Source organism: Inquilinus sp. CA228 (assembly GCF_052078665.1).
Lineage (GTDB): Bacteria > Pseudomonadota > Alphaproteobacteria > DSM-16000 > Inquilinaceae > Inquilinus.
Genome location: NZ_JBQJIK010000002.1, coordinates 93,340 through 107,257, shown reverse-complemented (window position 1 = coordinate 107,257; position 13,918 = coordinate 93,340). Strand labels below are relative to the sequence as shown.

13 protein-coding genes are annotated in these 13,918 nt (G+C 67.1%); 3 read left to right on the top strand and 10 right to left on the bottom strand.

Annotated elements, in window-relative coordinates:
* Positions 1-11: 11 nt before the first annotated feature.
* Positions 12-1,064: an ABC transporter substrate-binding protein gene (locus ACTOWL_RS01470; protein WP_441319408.1), complete on the bottom strand. Its 1,053-nt coding sequence runs from the start codon at positions 1,062-1,064 to the stop codon at positions 12-14.
* A gap of 186 nt (positions 1,065-1,250) precedes the next feature.
* On the opposite strand from ACTOWL_RS01470, the gene ACTOWL_RS01465 reads away from it, so the two are divergent.
* On the top strand, positions 1,251-1,610 hold the full coding sequence (locus ACTOWL_RS01465; protein WP_441319407.1) for a hypothetical protein: 360 nt from the start codon (positions 1,251-1,253) through the stop codon (positions 1,608-1,610).
* A gap of 62 nt (positions 1,611-1,672) precedes the next feature.
* Positions 1,673-2,023 (top strand): hypothetical protein, encoded by a 351-nt coding sequence (locus ACTOWL_RS01460; protein ID WP_441319406.1) that lies wholly within the window; start codon positions 1,673-1,675, stop codon positions 2,021-2,023.
* A gap of 40 nt (positions 2,024-2,063) precedes the next feature.
* Here ACTOWL_RS01460 and ACTOWL_RS01455 read toward each other — a convergent pair whose 3' ends face one another.
* Positions 2,064-3,392 (bottom strand): PAN domain-containing protein, encoded by a 1,329-nt coding sequence (locus ACTOWL_RS01455; protein ID WP_441319405.1) that lies wholly within the window; start codon positions 3,390-3,392, stop codon positions 2,064-2,066.
* Positions 3,393-3,960: 568 nt separating this feature from the next.
* On the bottom strand, positions 3,961-4,926 hold the full coding sequence (locus tag ACTOWL_RS01450; protein ID WP_441319404.1) for a DUF2971 domain-containing protein: 966 nt from the start codon (positions 4,924-4,926) through the stop codon (positions 3,961-3,963).
* 274 nt (positions 4,927-5,200) lie between these two features.
* Between ACTOWL_RS01450 and ACTOWL_RS01445 the strand changes: the two genes are divergently transcribed.
* Positions 5,201-5,944 carry a hypothetical protein gene (locus ACTOWL_RS01445; protein WP_441319403.1) on the top strand — a complete coding sequence of 248 codons (744 nt, stop codon included), beginning with the start codon at positions 5,201-5,203 and terminating at the stop codon, positions 5,942-5,944.
* An 18-nt stretch (positions 5,945-5,962) separates the two neighbouring features.
* Here ACTOWL_RS01445 and ACTOWL_RS01440 read toward each other — a convergent pair whose 3' ends face one another.
* The 7 genes from ACTOWL_RS01440 to ACTOWL_RS01410 all read right to left on the bottom strand — a co-directional run bounded on the left by ACTOWL_RS01440 (position 5,963) and on the right by ACTOWL_RS01410 (position 13,894).
* Positions 5,963-7,825, bottom strand: coding sequence for a GH39 family glycosyl hydrolase (locus tag ACTOWL_RS01440; protein ID WP_441319402.1), 1,863 nt, complete (start codon positions 7,823-7,825; stop codon positions 5,963-5,965).
* A gap of 237 nt (positions 7,826-8,062) precedes the next feature.
* Positions 8,063-8,824, bottom strand: coding sequence for an SDR family oxidoreductase (locus ACTOWL_RS01435; RefSeq protein WP_441319401.1), 762 nt, complete (start codon positions 8,822-8,824; stop codon positions 8,063-8,065).
* Positions 8,821-9,669 (bottom strand): 5-deoxy-glucuronate isomerase, encoded by an 849-nt coding sequence (locus ACTOWL_RS01430; protein WP_441319400.1) that lies wholly within the window; start codon positions 9,667-9,669, stop codon positions 8,821-8,823. The genes ACTOWL_RS01435 and ACTOWL_RS01430 overlap by 4 nt, the downstream gene beginning before the upstream one ends.
* The gene (locus tag ACTOWL_RS01425) at positions 9,662-10,717 is read right to left on the bottom strand and encodes an ABC transporter ATP-binding protein (RefSeq protein WP_441319399.1); all 1,056 of its coding nucleotides are present in this window, start codon (positions 10,715-10,717) and stop codon (positions 9,662-9,664) included. The genes ACTOWL_RS01430 and ACTOWL_RS01425 overlap by 8 nt, the downstream gene beginning before the upstream one ends.
* Positions 10,710-11,789: an ABC transporter ATP-binding protein gene (locus ACTOWL_RS01420; protein ID WP_441319398.1), complete on the bottom strand. Its 1,080-nt coding sequence runs from the start codon at positions 11,787-11,789 to the stop codon at positions 10,710-10,712. Before ACTOWL_RS01420 ends, ACTOWL_RS01425 begins: the two co-directional genes overlap by 8 nt.
* The gene (locus ACTOWL_RS01415; RefSeq protein ID WP_441319397.1) at positions 11,767-12,897 is read right to left on the bottom strand and encodes an ABC transporter permease; all 1,131 of its coding nucleotides are present in this window, start codon (positions 12,895-12,897) and stop codon (positions 11,767-11,769) included. The genes ACTOWL_RS01420 and ACTOWL_RS01415 overlap by 23 nt, the downstream gene beginning before the upstream one ends.
* Before the next feature lie 10 nt (positions 12,898-12,907).
* On the bottom strand, positions 12,908-13,894 hold the full coding sequence (locus tag ACTOWL_RS01410) for an ABC transporter permease (RefSeq protein ID WP_441319396.1): 987 nt from the start codon (positions 13,892-13,894) through the stop codon (positions 12,908-12,910).
* Between the last annotated feature and the right edge of the window lie 24 nt (positions 13,895-13,918).

Below are 13,918 nucleotides of genomic sequence, written 5' to 3'. Positions count from 1 at the left end.
GCCCCCCAGGCTCACTTCGCCGCCAGCAGCGTGTCGAACAGCGCCGTGTCGTATTCCGAGAAGATGTAGCCATCGGCCGGGAACTTGTCGGCCCGCGCCAGATAGCCATCGATGCTGGCGTCGTCGATCACCGGCAGCGGCACTTTGACGAAGGCCGGCACGTCCTTGCCCGAAAGCGCCTGCACCGCGGTGTAGACCGCCAGCGCGCCCAGCCAGTTCGGCTGCATCGTCGCCCAGCCCTTCATCTCGTGCTGCTTCCACAGCTCGAGGAACTGGCGGTAGTTCTCGCCGGTGGTCGGCACGAAGGCGCGGCCCTGCCTGTCCATCGCCAGGATCGCGCCGGCCGACAGCGCGCCGCCCAGCGACAGGATGCCGTCGATCTCCGGGTTGGCGAACAGCAGGCTGGTCACCGCCTCCTGCGCCGGGGCGACGTTGTAGTCGGTGTTGGTCTCGGCCAGCACCTCGACCCCCGGATTGGCGGCCAGCACCGGCGTCGCGCCCTTGCGGCGGTCATCGCTGACCGAGATGCCGGCCGGGCCGTTCAGCACGATGATCTTGCCCTTGCCGCCGATCTGCTTGACCAGCCACTCGGCCGCCTGGCGGCCCCAGTCTGCTGAGTCGGTGTTGAGCTTGGCCGTCACCTTGTCGGTCTGCACCAGGCTGTCGAAGTTGATCACCGCGATGCCCTTGGCGCAGGCGTCGGCGACCACACGGTCCAGCGCCGTGGCCGAGCCGGCGATCAGGATGATCGCGTCGACATCGGCGTCGATCATCGACTGGACCTGCTGGATCTGGGTGTTGGCGTTGCCCTGGGCGTCGGTGATGACCAGCTTGTCGACCAGCCCCTTGCCCTTCAACTCGTCCACCATCGTGCTGATGGTGCCCTCGGTCTGCTTCATCCAGGTCGGCACGGAATAGATGTTGGCCCAGCCGACGGTGAAGGGCGGCTTGCGGTCGCCCTTGATGCAATTGGCGGCGGCATCGGCCGCGCCGGTGGCGGCGACCAGGGCCGCGATCGCGAGAACGGCACTGCCGACGGCGCGGCGCGCCAGAGTCTTCGTCATCATCCTCTCCCTGTTTGATCCGGACCGTCGCGGGCCGGTGCGTTGACGACTTCATCCCGCGCATAGAGAGACGGGCCGGCAAGACTCTGTCAAGACAACGTTGTCATCGGCAATGCGAGGCGGCAGATCTTGCCCCCTCGGCCGAAGGCGCGCATCACCATCGGGCCACAGCCGGGAGCCCGACTCATGCCCGCCAACGAACGCGACGACGAGCTGCGCTATGCGATGACCCAGCTGGAAGCCTGGCGGGTGCGATGGCTCGCGGGGCAGGCCCCGAACGGGCTCCAGCTGGCCGCGATCAAGCGGGCGGTCGGCGAGCTGCACATCGACGAGGGCGAGGTCCATGACGACGCCGAGCCCTCGGCGCATGAGGAGATCGCCAACCTGCTGGCCGCCGCGGACCCGGAGCATTCCGCCCTGATCGAGGCGGGCGATGCTGCCGCGGTCGACTACACCCTGCCGGAGTTCGAGCGCGACATGGAGCTGCTGCGACCGAAATACGAGTATCTGAGCTGGCACGGAGGCCGGCCCGTCGGGCACGCCTAGCGCCCTTGCCGGAAGGCCCGGCCGCCGCCATGTCCCTCGGGCGACCGAAGGGGAGAGAGGCGATGCCCGGCACCGACCGAGACGGCGAGCTGCGCTATGCGCTGGGCCAGCTCGAGCAGTGGCTGCAGCGCTGGCAGGCCGGCCACAAGATGACCTCGCGCGAGCGGTGGAACATCCGTTTCGCCGTCCAGCAGCTCCAGGCCGACGAGGGCGCGAGGCAGGCCCCGGACGTCGTCACCAAGGCGGACACCATGATCGACCCGATCCGGCGGATCGACCCGGCCCTGCCCGACCAGCCCGACGCCAGCGTTGCGCCCGAGATCGACTATCCCCTGGAGCAGTTCGAGCGCGACCTTATCCAACTGCGGCAGAAGTTCGCCTATCTCGGCGGCGATTTCGTCGGAAATGGCTGACGGACCAGCGGCGCGACGATGACCCGCTCGGAGCAGCGTGTTAACGCCTGACGCCCGACACGCAGCAGTCGTGGGCGACCGGAGCCGGGGCGGCGGATTTGAGCCAGCACCGGGCTTTGGGGCCTTGCACCCCGCCCCTGACATAGGTGTAGGCGACGCACATGTTGTCCGCCGCGCAGGCATCGCGGCACAGTTCCGGGATCTCCTGGATCAGGTCGAAATCCCTGAAGTCCAGACCGGGGCGATTGGTGTTCGGTTCAAGCGTGAATTCGACGCTGCCGTCACGGTGCGCGGTGCACCCGCCGGTCGCCGGGTTCCACAGGATGTAACCGCCCTCGAAGTCGCCGCGGCGACCACCCGCAACGTCGATCTCGTCGCTGACCGGCAAACCGAGCCAGGAGCCGGTTCCGCCCAAGCCCTGATAGGTCGCGCCGATGCAGCCATGCACTGCGAAGGATCTGCCGGCCAGGGGCCCGTCGCGGTGCCAGATGATGACGCCGCCCGTGAACGTCCCATAGCGCCCGGTCGTGCCGGATGGCGAACGGCCTGCCTCGTCCTCGTTGCCGGTCGCGCAGCCGAGGATTCCGGTCTCTCCCCCGAATTCCTGCCATTTGGCGAGGATGCCGGAGCCGAGCGTAAAGCCGCAGGCGCCGTCGCCGGTCACCACAGGCGGTTTGAAGGGCGTGTCGGTTCCGCCCTTGTAGAGATAGATGACCTGCAGCATCCCGGCACCGCGGAAGCCGAACTGAAGAACGAAATACGCATATGGGCGAGTATTGTTGTGATCGTAGACGTCGAGGCGGATGATCCGCGTCGTGCTCGTGCGGGCACCGCCGTCGTCGGCGCCGAAGGCAAAGCGGGTGTCTATCGTGTCGGGACCGGTATAGAACCGGTCCCCATCCGTGATCTTCATCTGCTCTTCGGACACGGCCGGGCTGCCGCCCTTGCTGCCGATGGCGGTCGTTCTGGCGTCCGCGGCGATCGCCCCGCCGCAGGGTGGCGTGATGTGCAGACGTTCGCCGTGCAAGCCCAGCTGCACGTCGGATCCTTCCGGCAGCTGCGAAACGTCTCCGAAAAAATCCCAGCTGAAGCGCACCTGCTCCGAGCCCCCCGGACAGCTGGACAACTGGTCGTCGCCGCTCAGTTGGAACTCGAGGAAGCCGCCCTTGCCGTCCAGGCGTTTGCTGATGACGGTCACGCTGCGGTAGAGCCTCTCGGTGTTGATCCTGATGTCCTGCAGCGTCCAGATGTCGTCTTTCGCGGCGAGCGCCGGGCCGCGCGGCCCGAGGCCGGCGAAAGCCGTCGCAAGGACGGCAAGAAGGACCGCTCTGAGCAGAAGATCGAATGCGCCGCGCGCTGACTGGATCATGATCCCCCTCCCGAGGATCATTCGCCGTTGCTATAATTGCATATTTCGAAGAAAAGCAACATGGCGTCCGAAGCAGTGAGCATTCGGAGGACAATCGCTGCGGGCAATCTGCCGCCAGCACATTGGCAGGATCATGAGAAATAAATCTCACGAGACTTTCGATCACATTATTGGGAATTACGGTGGACTGCACCTCTGGACTGAGACAGTGGAGTCTAGGAATTCCGGTGAGAGTCCACAATTGGCGTGGGTTGGTGAGCGTGAGACCTATTACGGTTCGACCTGGTCGGGCGAGGAATTTCCTCGATTGGCTGGGGCGTTGCGTGGGTTGAAGGGGCAATGGCTTCTCTCGATCAACGATACCGCCGAGATCCGCGCTTTGTTCGAATGGGCGAGAGTCGAGGCGGTTGCGACTGCCTGGTCGACCAATGGCAACGCTCGCGGTTGCGTCGGTGAGTTGATGATTCACAAGGTTTAAGGACGGGTCGACGGCGGCCCGCGGATCTTGAACAGGTGAATCGAAACGGAGGCGCGGTTCCTTCGCGCCGCGCCTCCGAGATTATGCACGTCAAGTCGCTCGGAACGGGATCTGAGATGCAACAACTCGATCGCACAGATGTGTTTTTCCGATCGACTCAAGCATTCTCTTTATTGATCGTATTGACAGGGCAGAGGAAATTGTTGGTCCAAGGATTATTTTGCGTACTAGATTGTCTATAGTAGCTTCTGGCGCGATTATTCCTTCCATTGGTGCAAGTTTTAGTTTGAGCTTCGGCTCAACTCCCCTATTGCCGATATGATAACTAAGCATATTGGTCAATTTATTTTCAGCATCCATTTCATTAAAGTAAGTAATCCTCCATTCTCTTTCTTCCTTAAATCCAGAATGCTTCGTATAGAGTGCAAATATTTTAATATGGTAAAATATAGCATACGCTGCGACGTATGCCTGATCTTCTGTAATTTGACATTCACTGATGATTTTTGCAAATATTGGTATCGCCTTTTTAGACCATCTAAGTCTACTATTTCCAGTTCCATAAATGACTTTTGACAGCTTCAATGGACTATGCTCTATCTCCGTCATATTTGAGGCATCGAAGATAAGGGCTGCTCCGTTTCCATTCGCCCCATATCCGCGCCACATGGATAGGAGCCCATCGTTGTTTGTTTTGCTGTGCTCCGAAAGGGAAAAAACGTATATATCAAACGCGTGCTTCGTGTGAAATTCGGCGAAATAGTGATCCAGCGAATCTAAAAATTTGTTGTAGACGCTCGCATTATCAAATGCCCTCTTTAACGCATCTGATTCTCTGCACAGTTTTGTCCCTTCAATGATCCCATACTTAACTTCTTCCAAATCATTCATGAATAGAGGGTTAGAAAACCACAATTCATCTCCAGATAGAATCTTCTCCAAACTCGAAATTGTAGTATAATGAGCCAAAAGCGGACGCTTGATAAAAAAATCTGCGCCGCCAGGTACATCGTAGGCCACAGACCCCAGCTTCGCCCACAAATCGTCGTTGTTCATATTCTCCCCCGAGCCAAACTTCTTCCTTCGGGGCCTTTCGCTCTTGTTCCATCCCAGGTGAGGCGACGCGAGGAGGTGCCGCGACAGACCGCACTGCACCCCGGCGGCTAAGTGGGAGGACGCACCAGCCGATGCCCCAATCGGTGCAGTCGGATGGTATCAGGTCCTCAAGCCATTTCGCGGCTCCAAATTGCGTCCCTTTGCCAGCTGCGATGCGGGTCACAATTTGTTGCGTGGCGATCCAAGTTTTTTGGCGCGCTACACCGAGATCGGCATGCAACTGGCCGAGGCCGCTGGTGCACGCGCCCTTGCCGCCGAGGCGGCAGAGGCTGAGGCCGAGCCCCAGGCTGCGGCTCCGGATCCTGGTCTCGCCTTCGCCCGCTACGCCCATCTGGTGCGCCAGACCCTGGCCCAGCGCGCCCGCGCCGTGCGGGACCTGAGCGTCCGCGACGGCGGCGGCGAGGCGCGCCGCGCCCGCCGCCGCCGCCGCCGTCGCCAGCAGGTCGTGACCCAGATCGACCATCTGGTCTGGGGCGATGTCGAGGATCGCGGCCGCGCCGCCGCCCTCGACCTGCAGGTCTCCCAGGCGTTTGCCGACCTCTATGGCGACCAGGAGGATCCGGTTGAGGACCGCCCGGTCGGCTCGGTCGTGGCCGGGCTCGTCTGCGGCCTCGGCTTGGCCGAAAAGTGGAGCCGCCGGGCGCCGCATCGTGTCAGCCGGCCGCGTCCGGGCCGGCCGGACGGCAGCCCGGACGAGATCCGGGCCGAGCACACCCGCCGCCGGGCCGCGGTCACCGCCTGCATCGACCACGCCATCGACGTCCACGCGGCGCCGGCCGTGGCCGCCGACATCCGGGCCGGGCTGGCTGTCCGGCTGCGGGAGCCCGATGTCGAGACGCTGCTCGACACCGAAAGCTTCGGCACCGTCGTGATCCGCCTCTGCCGCTCCCTCGGCTTCGACATCGAGAACGACCTCGACATTCCGCTCGATGACGACGACCCGCCCGACAGCAGTTGAGCGACCGAGCCTCGCCGGTCAGCCCGCCGCCACCGTCGCCGAGACCGAGAGCTCCCGGCCCGCCAGGTCGGTGGTGCGGATGCGGTAGAAGCCGCCCGGCCGCTCGACGGCGTGGAGATACATGCTGGACAGCAACCGGACCGGGTTGACCGGCTCGAACGGCCCCGCCTCCGAAGCGCTCCACAGCACGTCGAAGAGCTGAACGCCGCCGGCCGGCGGGTCCCAGAACAGCAGCTGGTTGGGGCCGTTCAGGCCGCGGTCGCGCCGCACCCGGAGGTTCGACGCCGGCGCGGACGCCGAGGCGTCCGCTTGCGCGGCCCCGTCCCGCACCAGCACGACCAGCGCCACCGAGGGCAGCAGCAGGTCGAGGTGGAGCGCCAGCCGGCCGTCGGCACCGACCTCGACCTCGCGCACGGTCAGCGCCGGCTCCTGCGCCTGGCGCATCGCCGTCAGCTGCCCGGCATTCGGCGTGCTCAGCGCCACCAGCTGGTCGGCATGGGTCGCGGTGGCGGCGGCCTGGGCTTCCCAGACCGAGAACGGGTCGCCCTTGTCCTGCGCGATCTCGAACAGGCCCAGCGTGTAGCGGCCGGGGGTGAGGCCCGCGACCTCCAGCTTCACCGGGCTGGTGCCCGACCGCCAGATCCGGTCGACGCTGTTGTACAGCAGCACCGTGGCGCCGTCGGCCGTCGGTGTGGCCATCACGCCGAGCCCGGTGCGGTCGGGGTCCAGCGCGCCCGGCGCATCGACCCGGCGGTCGCCGAGCAGGGCCAGCAGCTCCATCACCGTCAGCCCCGGCTTCTTGACGTAGTCGAAGGGCTCCGGGTTGGCGCGACGGTCCGCCAGCGCCGCCAGGTCGGTGACCCAGTCGCGCTGCGCCGCGTCGAACTGGCGGGCGCCGAAGAAGGCCAGGTGTGTGCGCTGGCCCCAGCGGCCGAGGAAGCCGTTGTCGTTGCTGAGGATGTCGTAGTCGACGCCCTCGGCCTCGACCAGCAGCCGCTGGTGCTGGTCGATCACCTTGGCGATCAGCCCGGCGAAATACGGCATGGCGTGCCAGCTGTGATAGTGCTCCCATCCGATCTGCGGGTCGCATTCATCGTTGATGAAGGGCAGGCTTGCGAAGCGCGGATGGTGCTCGCGGATATAGCTCACCGCCTCCATCTCGTGCCGGCAGATCCCGACCGTGTCCGGGGTCAGGTCCTCCGGATGCTTCACCGCCCCCTTCTCATGCACCGAGATGAAGTCGAGCCGCACCCCGGTCTCGCCGGTGAACCAGTTGGTGCCGGTGTCGCAATGGGCCAGGAAGCTGCGGAAGATCGGCGGCACCCGCCGCGCCACGCCCGGCCCGCCCAGGCGCAGCGCCGGGTCGACCGCCTTCAGCCCTTCCGAGCAGGCGTCGTAGTAGTTGTTGAAGCCGGTCTCGCCGCCCAGCTTCCACCAGATGTCCGGCTCGTTCCAGGTCTCGAAATACCAGGTGCGAACCTCCTCCGCGCCGTAACGCTCGACGCAGCGCCGCGCCAGGGCCTCGACCAGGTCGCGCCAGTGCCGCACCTGCGCATCCTGGTTGAGGTCGGTGAAGAGTTTGCCGGGGTTGCCCATCAGCTCGAAGAACGGCCGCAGCCGGTGGCTGACAATGGCGTCCAGCGCCTGGTCCAGCAGGGTCCAGTCATAGGCGCCGAGCCGCTCCGCCTTCACCAGGTCGAGCATGTAGTGGACCCGCAGATACTCGATGCCGCGGTTCGGCACGGCGCCGAGATGGGCCAGGGCCTGCTGCATCTCCGGCTCCAGCAGCAGCTCCGCCGGCGAGAAGCCGGTGCTGCGCCAGAAGCGCTTCCACGGGCGGGCGGGGCCGTTCAGGTCGACCCGGATCGGGGTGGCGGTCACGTGGTTCTCCCTCGTCTCTATTCTCGAGAATGGCTGGTTCACAAATCCACGGACGTTATCGGATTGCCTCTCCCGCTTGCGGGAGAGGTCGGAGACGCGAAGCGGCTCCGGGTGAGGGCTCTTTGTCGACGCCCGGGCCAGCCCTCACCCGGCCGTCCTGCGGACGTCCGACCTCTCCCGCCAGGCGGGAGAGGCAACGCAAATCAGCCGCCCGATCCCCTTGCTAAAGCCCGGGGACTAGACGGACGCCAGCAGGCCGCCATCGACATAGATGATCTGGCCGTTGACGAAGTCGGAGGCGCCGGAGGCCAGGAACACGGCGGCGCCGCCCAGCTCGTCCGGATGGCCCCAGCGGGCCGCCGGGGTGCGGCGCTTGACGAAGGCGTCGAACTCCGGGTCGTCCATCAAAGCGCGGTTCAGCTCGGTGGCGAAATAGCCGGGGCCGATGCCGTTGACCTGGATGTTGTGCCGCGCGAACTCGACCGCGAGGTTCCGGGTCAGCATGCGCAGCGCGCCCTTGGCCGAGGCGTAGGGGGCGATGGTCGGCCGGCCCAGCTCGCTCATCAGCGAGCAGATGTTGATGATCTTGCCGGCCTGGCGCTCGACCATCCCCGGCAGCACCGCCTTGGCGGCGACGACGCTGCCGATCAGGTGCACGTCGAGGATCATCCGCCAGTCCTCGAGCGCGAAGTCCAGAAACGGCTTGCGCAGCTGCACGCCGGCATTGTTGACCAGGATGTCGATCGCCCCGACCGACTGCGCCGCCTGGCCGATGGCGGCGGCGGCGGCCTCGGGCTCGGTCAAATCGAAGCGGGCGGCGTGGGCGTCGATGCCCTCGTCGCGCAGCTTGGCCACGGCCTGGCCCAGGGGCCCGTCGTCGCGGCCGTTCAGGATCACCGTGGCGCCGTGGCGGCCGAGCGCGGCGGCGACCGAGAAGCCGAGCCCGCGCGAGGAGCCGGTGACCAGGGCGCGCTTGCCGGTCAGGTCGAACAGAGTCATCGGAACTTCTCCCGCATCGCCTGGATGCCGGGGATCCGGTCCATCAGATGGGCGTGCGCGGGATCGAAATACTGCACCAGGCCGCGCTCCGTCTTCCCCACCATCACCGTGAAGATGTAGGCGCGGTGGCCCGGCGAGGTGACGGTCGGGTGATAGCCGCGGTCGACCGTGAAGGTGTCGCCGTCGCGGGTCAGCCAGGCCTTGGGCTCGCCGCTGTCCTCGTAGATCAGCTGGGCGCCGAAGCCGGAGGGCGGGTCGTAGCGGAAATGGTACAGCTCGTCATGCGCCGTCTCCTTCGGGCCGCCCTGGCCCGGCACGTCGGTGTCGTGCTTGTGCGGCGGATAGCCGTTCCAGCACCCGTCATCGGCATAGAGCTCGCTGACCAGCAGGCGCCCCGCCCGCCCCTGCCCGTTCTGGCCGAGGATGTGGAAGATCCGGCGATGGCTGTGGGTGTCGGACGAGCCGACATCGACCATCACCACCTCCTCCGGCGGGATGCGGAAGGCGGGGTGGCGCTCGCTGGTCACACCGCCGCCGATCGCGACCTCAGCCGGCTTCTCCCCCGCCGTGATGCGGATGGCGCTGCCGACCGGGGCGTAGACCGAATCCGCCGGGCCGAACCAGATGTCGGCGCGGCGGCCGACCGCGGCGAAGGCCTCGCCGTCGACCGCGATGTCGACCGTGCCGGACAGCACGGCGAGGATCGCCTCATGCTCCGGCAGCCGGGTCTCGAAGCTCTCGCCCGGTCCGAGCCTGACCAGGTTGAAATGCACGCTGGCCATGCGGGCGTCGTGATGCAGGATCGGCCGGTTGCCGTTGTCGTGGCGGCGGATGATGTCAGGCATGGGCAACCTGCGGGTTCGGGTCGGAGAGGACGCCGCGGAGATCGAGCTCCTCGGCGTAGTGGCAGGCGGCCGCATGGCCGCCGAAATGCTTGAGCGGCGGCGCCGTGGTGCGGCACAGCTCGGTGGCGAAGCGGCAGCGCGGATGGAAGGCGCAGCCGGAGGGCCGGTTGGCCGGGTCCGCCACCTCGCCCTTCAGCTGGATCCGCCGGCGCTGCCGCTGGCGCCGTGGGTCCGGCACCGGCAGGGCCGACAGCAGCGCCTCGGTGTAGGGGTGGCGCGGCCGGGCATAGAGCTCGTCGATCGGCGCGCTCTCGACGATCTGGCCGACATACATCACCACCACGCGGTCGCAGATGTACTGGATGACGCTGAGGTCGTGGCTGACGAACAGATAGGTCAGCCCGAACTCCTCCTGCAGATCCTTCAGCAGGTTCAGGGTCTGGGCCCGGACGCTGACGTCCAGCGCCGACACTGCCTCGTCCAGGATCACCAGCCGCGGCCGGGTGGCCAGCGCCCGGGCGATGCCGATGCGCTGGCGCTCGCCGCCGGAGAAGGCGTGCGGGTAGCGGTGGGCGTATTCGGGCCTGAGGCCGACCCTCTCCATCAGCCCGGCGACGATGCCGGGGATCTCGCGGCCGCTCGCCAGCCGGTTGACGCGCAGCACCTCGCCGACCAGGTCGACCACGGTCATCCGCGGGTCCAGCGAGGCCTGCGGGTCCTGGAACACGAAGCGCAGGTCGGTGCAGTAGGGCCGGCGCTGCTTCTCGCTCAGCGCCGCCAGGTCGACCACCCGCCCCTGCGGGTCGCGATAGGCGATGGTGCCGCCGGTCGGCTTGTAGGCGCCGAGGATGCAGCGGGTGACGGTCGACTTGCCGCAGCCGGATTCGCCGACCAGCCCCAGGGTCTCGCCGCGGCGGATATCGAAGGACACGCCGTCGACCGCGCGGACCGGGTTGGACATGCCGGAGCGGAACAGCCGCTTGCGCGGCGCGAACTCCATGCGCAGGTCGCGCAGCTCGACCAGGTTCTCGGGCGCGAGCTCAGGCATGCTGGACGCTCCTCGTCTGAACCTGCGGCCCGGCGGCGTCCTCCAGCAGAACGCAGCGCGCGCCGCGGCCGGGGCCGAGCGCCGTCTCCGGCGGGTCCTGCCGGTCACACAGCCCGGCCACCGCCTGGTCGCAGCGCGGGTGGAACGGGCAGCCGGGTGGCCGGTCGAAGGCCGACGGCACCATGCCGCGGATCGCCGCCAGCCGGTGCACGCGCTGGCGCGACAGGGTCGGCACCGACTGCAGCAGCGCCCGGGTGTAGGGGTGCTGCGGGTCGTAGAACAGCTGGTCGACCGATCCGCGCTCGACCACCCGGCCGAGATACATCACCGCCACCTGGTCGGCGACGTCGGCGACCACGCCCAGGTCGTGGGTGATGAACAGGATCGACAGGCCGTGCTCCGCCTGCAGCTTCTTGAACAGGTCGAGGATGTTGGCCTGGGTGGTGACGTCGAGCGCGGTGGTCGGCTCGTCGGCGATGATCAGGCGCGGACCGCAGGATAGCGCCAGGGCGATGCAGACCCGCTGGCGCATGCCGCCGGAGAACTCGAAGGGATAGCTGTCCAGCCGCTCGGCCGGCTTCGGGATGCCGACATCGGCCAGGCACTCCAGCGCCCGCTCGCGCCTCGCCTTGCGGCTCAGCCCCATATGCTGGCGGATCACGGCGTCGAGCTGCTGGCCGATGGTGTGGACCGGCGACAGCGCCGCCATCGGCTCCTGCGACACCAGCGCGATCTCGGCCCCGCGGATGGCGCGGATCGCCGGGCCGCGCGGCGGCAGGGCGGCGATGTCGACCACCGGGCCGGCCCCGGTGCGGTAGGCGATGCTGCCGCCGGCGATGTGCATCCGCTCCGGCAGCAGGTTCATCAGCGCCCGGCCGGTCATGCTCTTGCCCGAGCCGGATTCGCCGACGATGCACAGGGTCTTGCCTGCCGCCAGCTCGAAGCTGACGCCGTCGACCGGCCGGATCACCCCGTCATCGGTGCCGACCTGCACCCGCAAATCCTCGACCCGCAGCAGCAGGTCGGGGTCCAGACCCGCGGGCCGCGGCTCAGTTGTAGGGGTCGGCGGCATCGCGGATCCCATCCCCCAGGAAGTTGAGCGCCAGCACGGCGACGACGACGGCGATGCCCGGGATGAACAGCCAGGGCGCGGTGGTGACGGCCAGCAGGTTCTGCGCGTCCTTCAAGAGCACGCCCCAACTGATCACCGGCGGCTTGAGCCCGATGCCGAGGAAGCTCAGCGCGGTCTCGGCCAGGATCATCGCCGGGATCGCCAGCGTCACCGAGGCGATGATGTGGCTGGTGAAGGACGGCACCATGTGCCGCCAGATCACCCGCTGCTGCGAGCAGCCGTCGAGCCGCGCCGCCAGCACGAAATCCTCGGTCCGCAGCGACAGGAAGCGGCCGCGGACGACGCGCGCCAGGTCGGTCCAGCCGATCAGCGACAGGATCACCGTGATCCAGAAATAGACCATCAGCGGCGCGATGTTGGTCGGGATCGCGGCGGCGAAGCCCATCCACAGCGGCACGGTCGGGATCGACTTCAGCAGGTCGATGGTGCGCTGCACCACCTCGTCGATCCAGCCGCCGTAATAGCCGGACATGCCGCCGAGCAGGATGCCGAGGAACAGGCTGATCGCCACCCCGACCAGGCCGATCGACATCGACACCCGGGCGCCGTGGATGGTCAGGGACAGCACGTCGCGGCCCAGCCGGTCGGCGCCCCACAGGTAGAACGGCGCCTTCGGGTCGACCGGGCCGATCAGGTGCCGGTCCCAGGGGATCAGGCCGAGCAGATGGTACGGCTCGCCCTTCACGAACAGCCCGACCGGGATCACCGCCTTCGGGTCGCTGACATAGGTGCGCTGCACCGTCAGCGGGTCGACCGTGCTCTTGATGCCGTTGACATAGGCCAGCACGAAATTGCCCTGGGCGTCGCGGCCGCCGAACTTCAGCAGCTGCGGCGGCGCGTAGGTGTAGCGCGAGCTGTAGGTCTCCGGCCCGGTGGGCGCGACGAATTCGGCGAAGGCGGCGACGGCGTAGATCGCGATCACCACCACGCCGCTCCACCACGCCAGGCGGTGGCGGCGGAAGCGCCGGTAGATCAGCGCCCATTGCCCCTTCTCCGCGGTGGTGGCGCGGCGCGGGGCCGGGAGGGCGGTCGGGTCGGCGACGGTCATGACACCCTCCTCAGCCGTGCCGCACGCGCGGGTCGAGCCACGCCAGCAGCAGGTCGGAGATGAAGCTGCCGAGGATGGTCAGCGCGCTCAGCATCAGGATGAAGGATCCGGCCAGGTACATGTCCTGGGTCAGCAGCGCGCCGAGCAGCAGCGGCCCGGCCGTCGGCAGGCTGAGCACGACGCCGACGATGACGGTGCCGGAGACCAGGTTCGGCAGGATCCAGCCGATGGTGGAGACGAAGGGGTTGAGCGCGACCCGCACCGGATAGCGCAGCAGCACCGTCATCTCCGGCAGCCCGGCGGCGCGGGCGGTGGTGACATAGGGCTTGTTCAACTCGTCCAGCAGGTTGGCCCGCATGATCCGGACCAGCGAGGCGGTGCCGTGCACCGCCAGCACGAACACCGGCAGGTACAGATGCGCCGCCAGGTCGGCGACCTTGCCCCAGCTCCACGGCGCGTTGATGTATTCGGCCGAGAAGAAGCCGCCGACATCGGCCCCGAAGCTGCGCGACAGCACGAACATCAGCACCAGGGCCAGCAGGAAGCTGGGGACGGCGAGGCCGAGGAAGCTGAGGAAGGTGACCAGGTAGTCGAGCGTCGAGTAGCGCCGCACCGCGCTGTAGATGCCGATCGGCAGCGACACCGCCCAGGTCACGACCAGGGTGATGAAGGACAGCAGCAGGGTCATGCCCAGCCGGTCCCACAGCAGCACCGAGACCGGCCGGTTCCAGTCGAAGGACTGGCCGAAATCGCCCTCGAAGACGATGTTCGAGATCCAGCGCCAATACTGCACGTACCAGGGCTGGCCCAGCCCGTATTGCGCCCGCATCGACTCCAGCATCGCCGTGTCGACCGACCCGCCCTGTTCGGAATAGCGGGCGACGTAGCTGGTCAGGAAGTCGCCCGGCGGCAGCTGGATGACGATGAAGACGACGACCGAGACCGCGGCCAGCGTCACGGCCATGTAGGTCAGGCGGCGCAGCAGGAAGCGGAGCATCGCGGCCTCGGTTTCGTGGTCGGA

What these genes read in the sequence shown, in the direction of transcription:
- ACTOWL_RS01450 (WP_441319404.1), bottom strand. Translation starts at nt 4,926, where the DNA reads ATGAACAACGACGATTTGTGGGCGAAGCTGGGGTCTGTGGCCTACGAT.
- ACTOWL_RS01470 (WP_441319408.1), bottom strand. Translation starts at nt 1,064, where the DNA reads ATGACGAAGACTCTGGCGCGCCGCGCCGTCGGCAGTGCCGTTCTCGCG.
- ACTOWL_RS01435 (WP_441319401.1), bottom strand. Translation starts at nt 8,824, where the DNA reads ATGACTCTGTTCGACCTGACCGGCAAGCGCGCCCTGGTCACCGGCTCC.
- ACTOWL_RS01460 (WP_441319406.1), top strand. Translation starts at nt 1,673, where the DNA reads ATGCCCGGCACCGACCGAGACGGCGAGCTGCGCTATGCGCTGGGCCAG.
- ACTOWL_RS01420 (WP_441319398.1), bottom strand. Translation starts at nt 11,789, where the DNA reads ATGCCGCCGACCCCTACAACTGAGCCGCGGCCCGCGGGTCTGGACCCC.
- ACTOWL_RS01410 (WP_441319396.1), bottom strand. Translation starts at nt 13,894, where the DNA reads ATGCTCCGCTTCCTGCTGCGCCGCCTGACCTACATGGCCGTGACGCTG.
- ACTOWL_RS01430 (WP_441319400.1), bottom strand. Translation starts at nt 9,669, where the DNA reads ATGCCTGACATCATCCGCCGCCACGACAACGGCAACCGGCCGATCCTG.
- ACTOWL_RS01415 (WP_441319397.1), bottom strand. Translation starts at nt 12,897, where the DNA reads ATGACCGTCGCCGACCCGACCGCCCTCCCGGCCCCGCGCCGCGCCACC.
- ACTOWL_RS01455 (WP_441319405.1), bottom strand. Translation starts at nt 3,392, where the DNA reads ATGATCCAGTCAGCGCGCGGCGCATTCGATCTTCTGCTCAGAGCGGTC.
- ACTOWL_RS01445 (WP_441319403.1), top strand. Translation starts at nt 5,201, where the DNA reads ATGCAACTGGCCGAGGCCGCTGGTGCACGCGCCCTTGCCGCCGAGGCG.
- ACTOWL_RS01425 (WP_441319399.1), bottom strand. Translation starts at nt 10,717, where the DNA reads ATGCCTGAGCTCGCGCCCGAGAACCTGGTCGAGCTGCGCGACCTGCGC.
- ACTOWL_RS01465 (WP_441319407.1), top strand. Translation starts at nt 1,251, where the DNA reads ATGCCCGCCAACGAACGCGACGACGAGCTGCGCTATGCGATGACCCAG.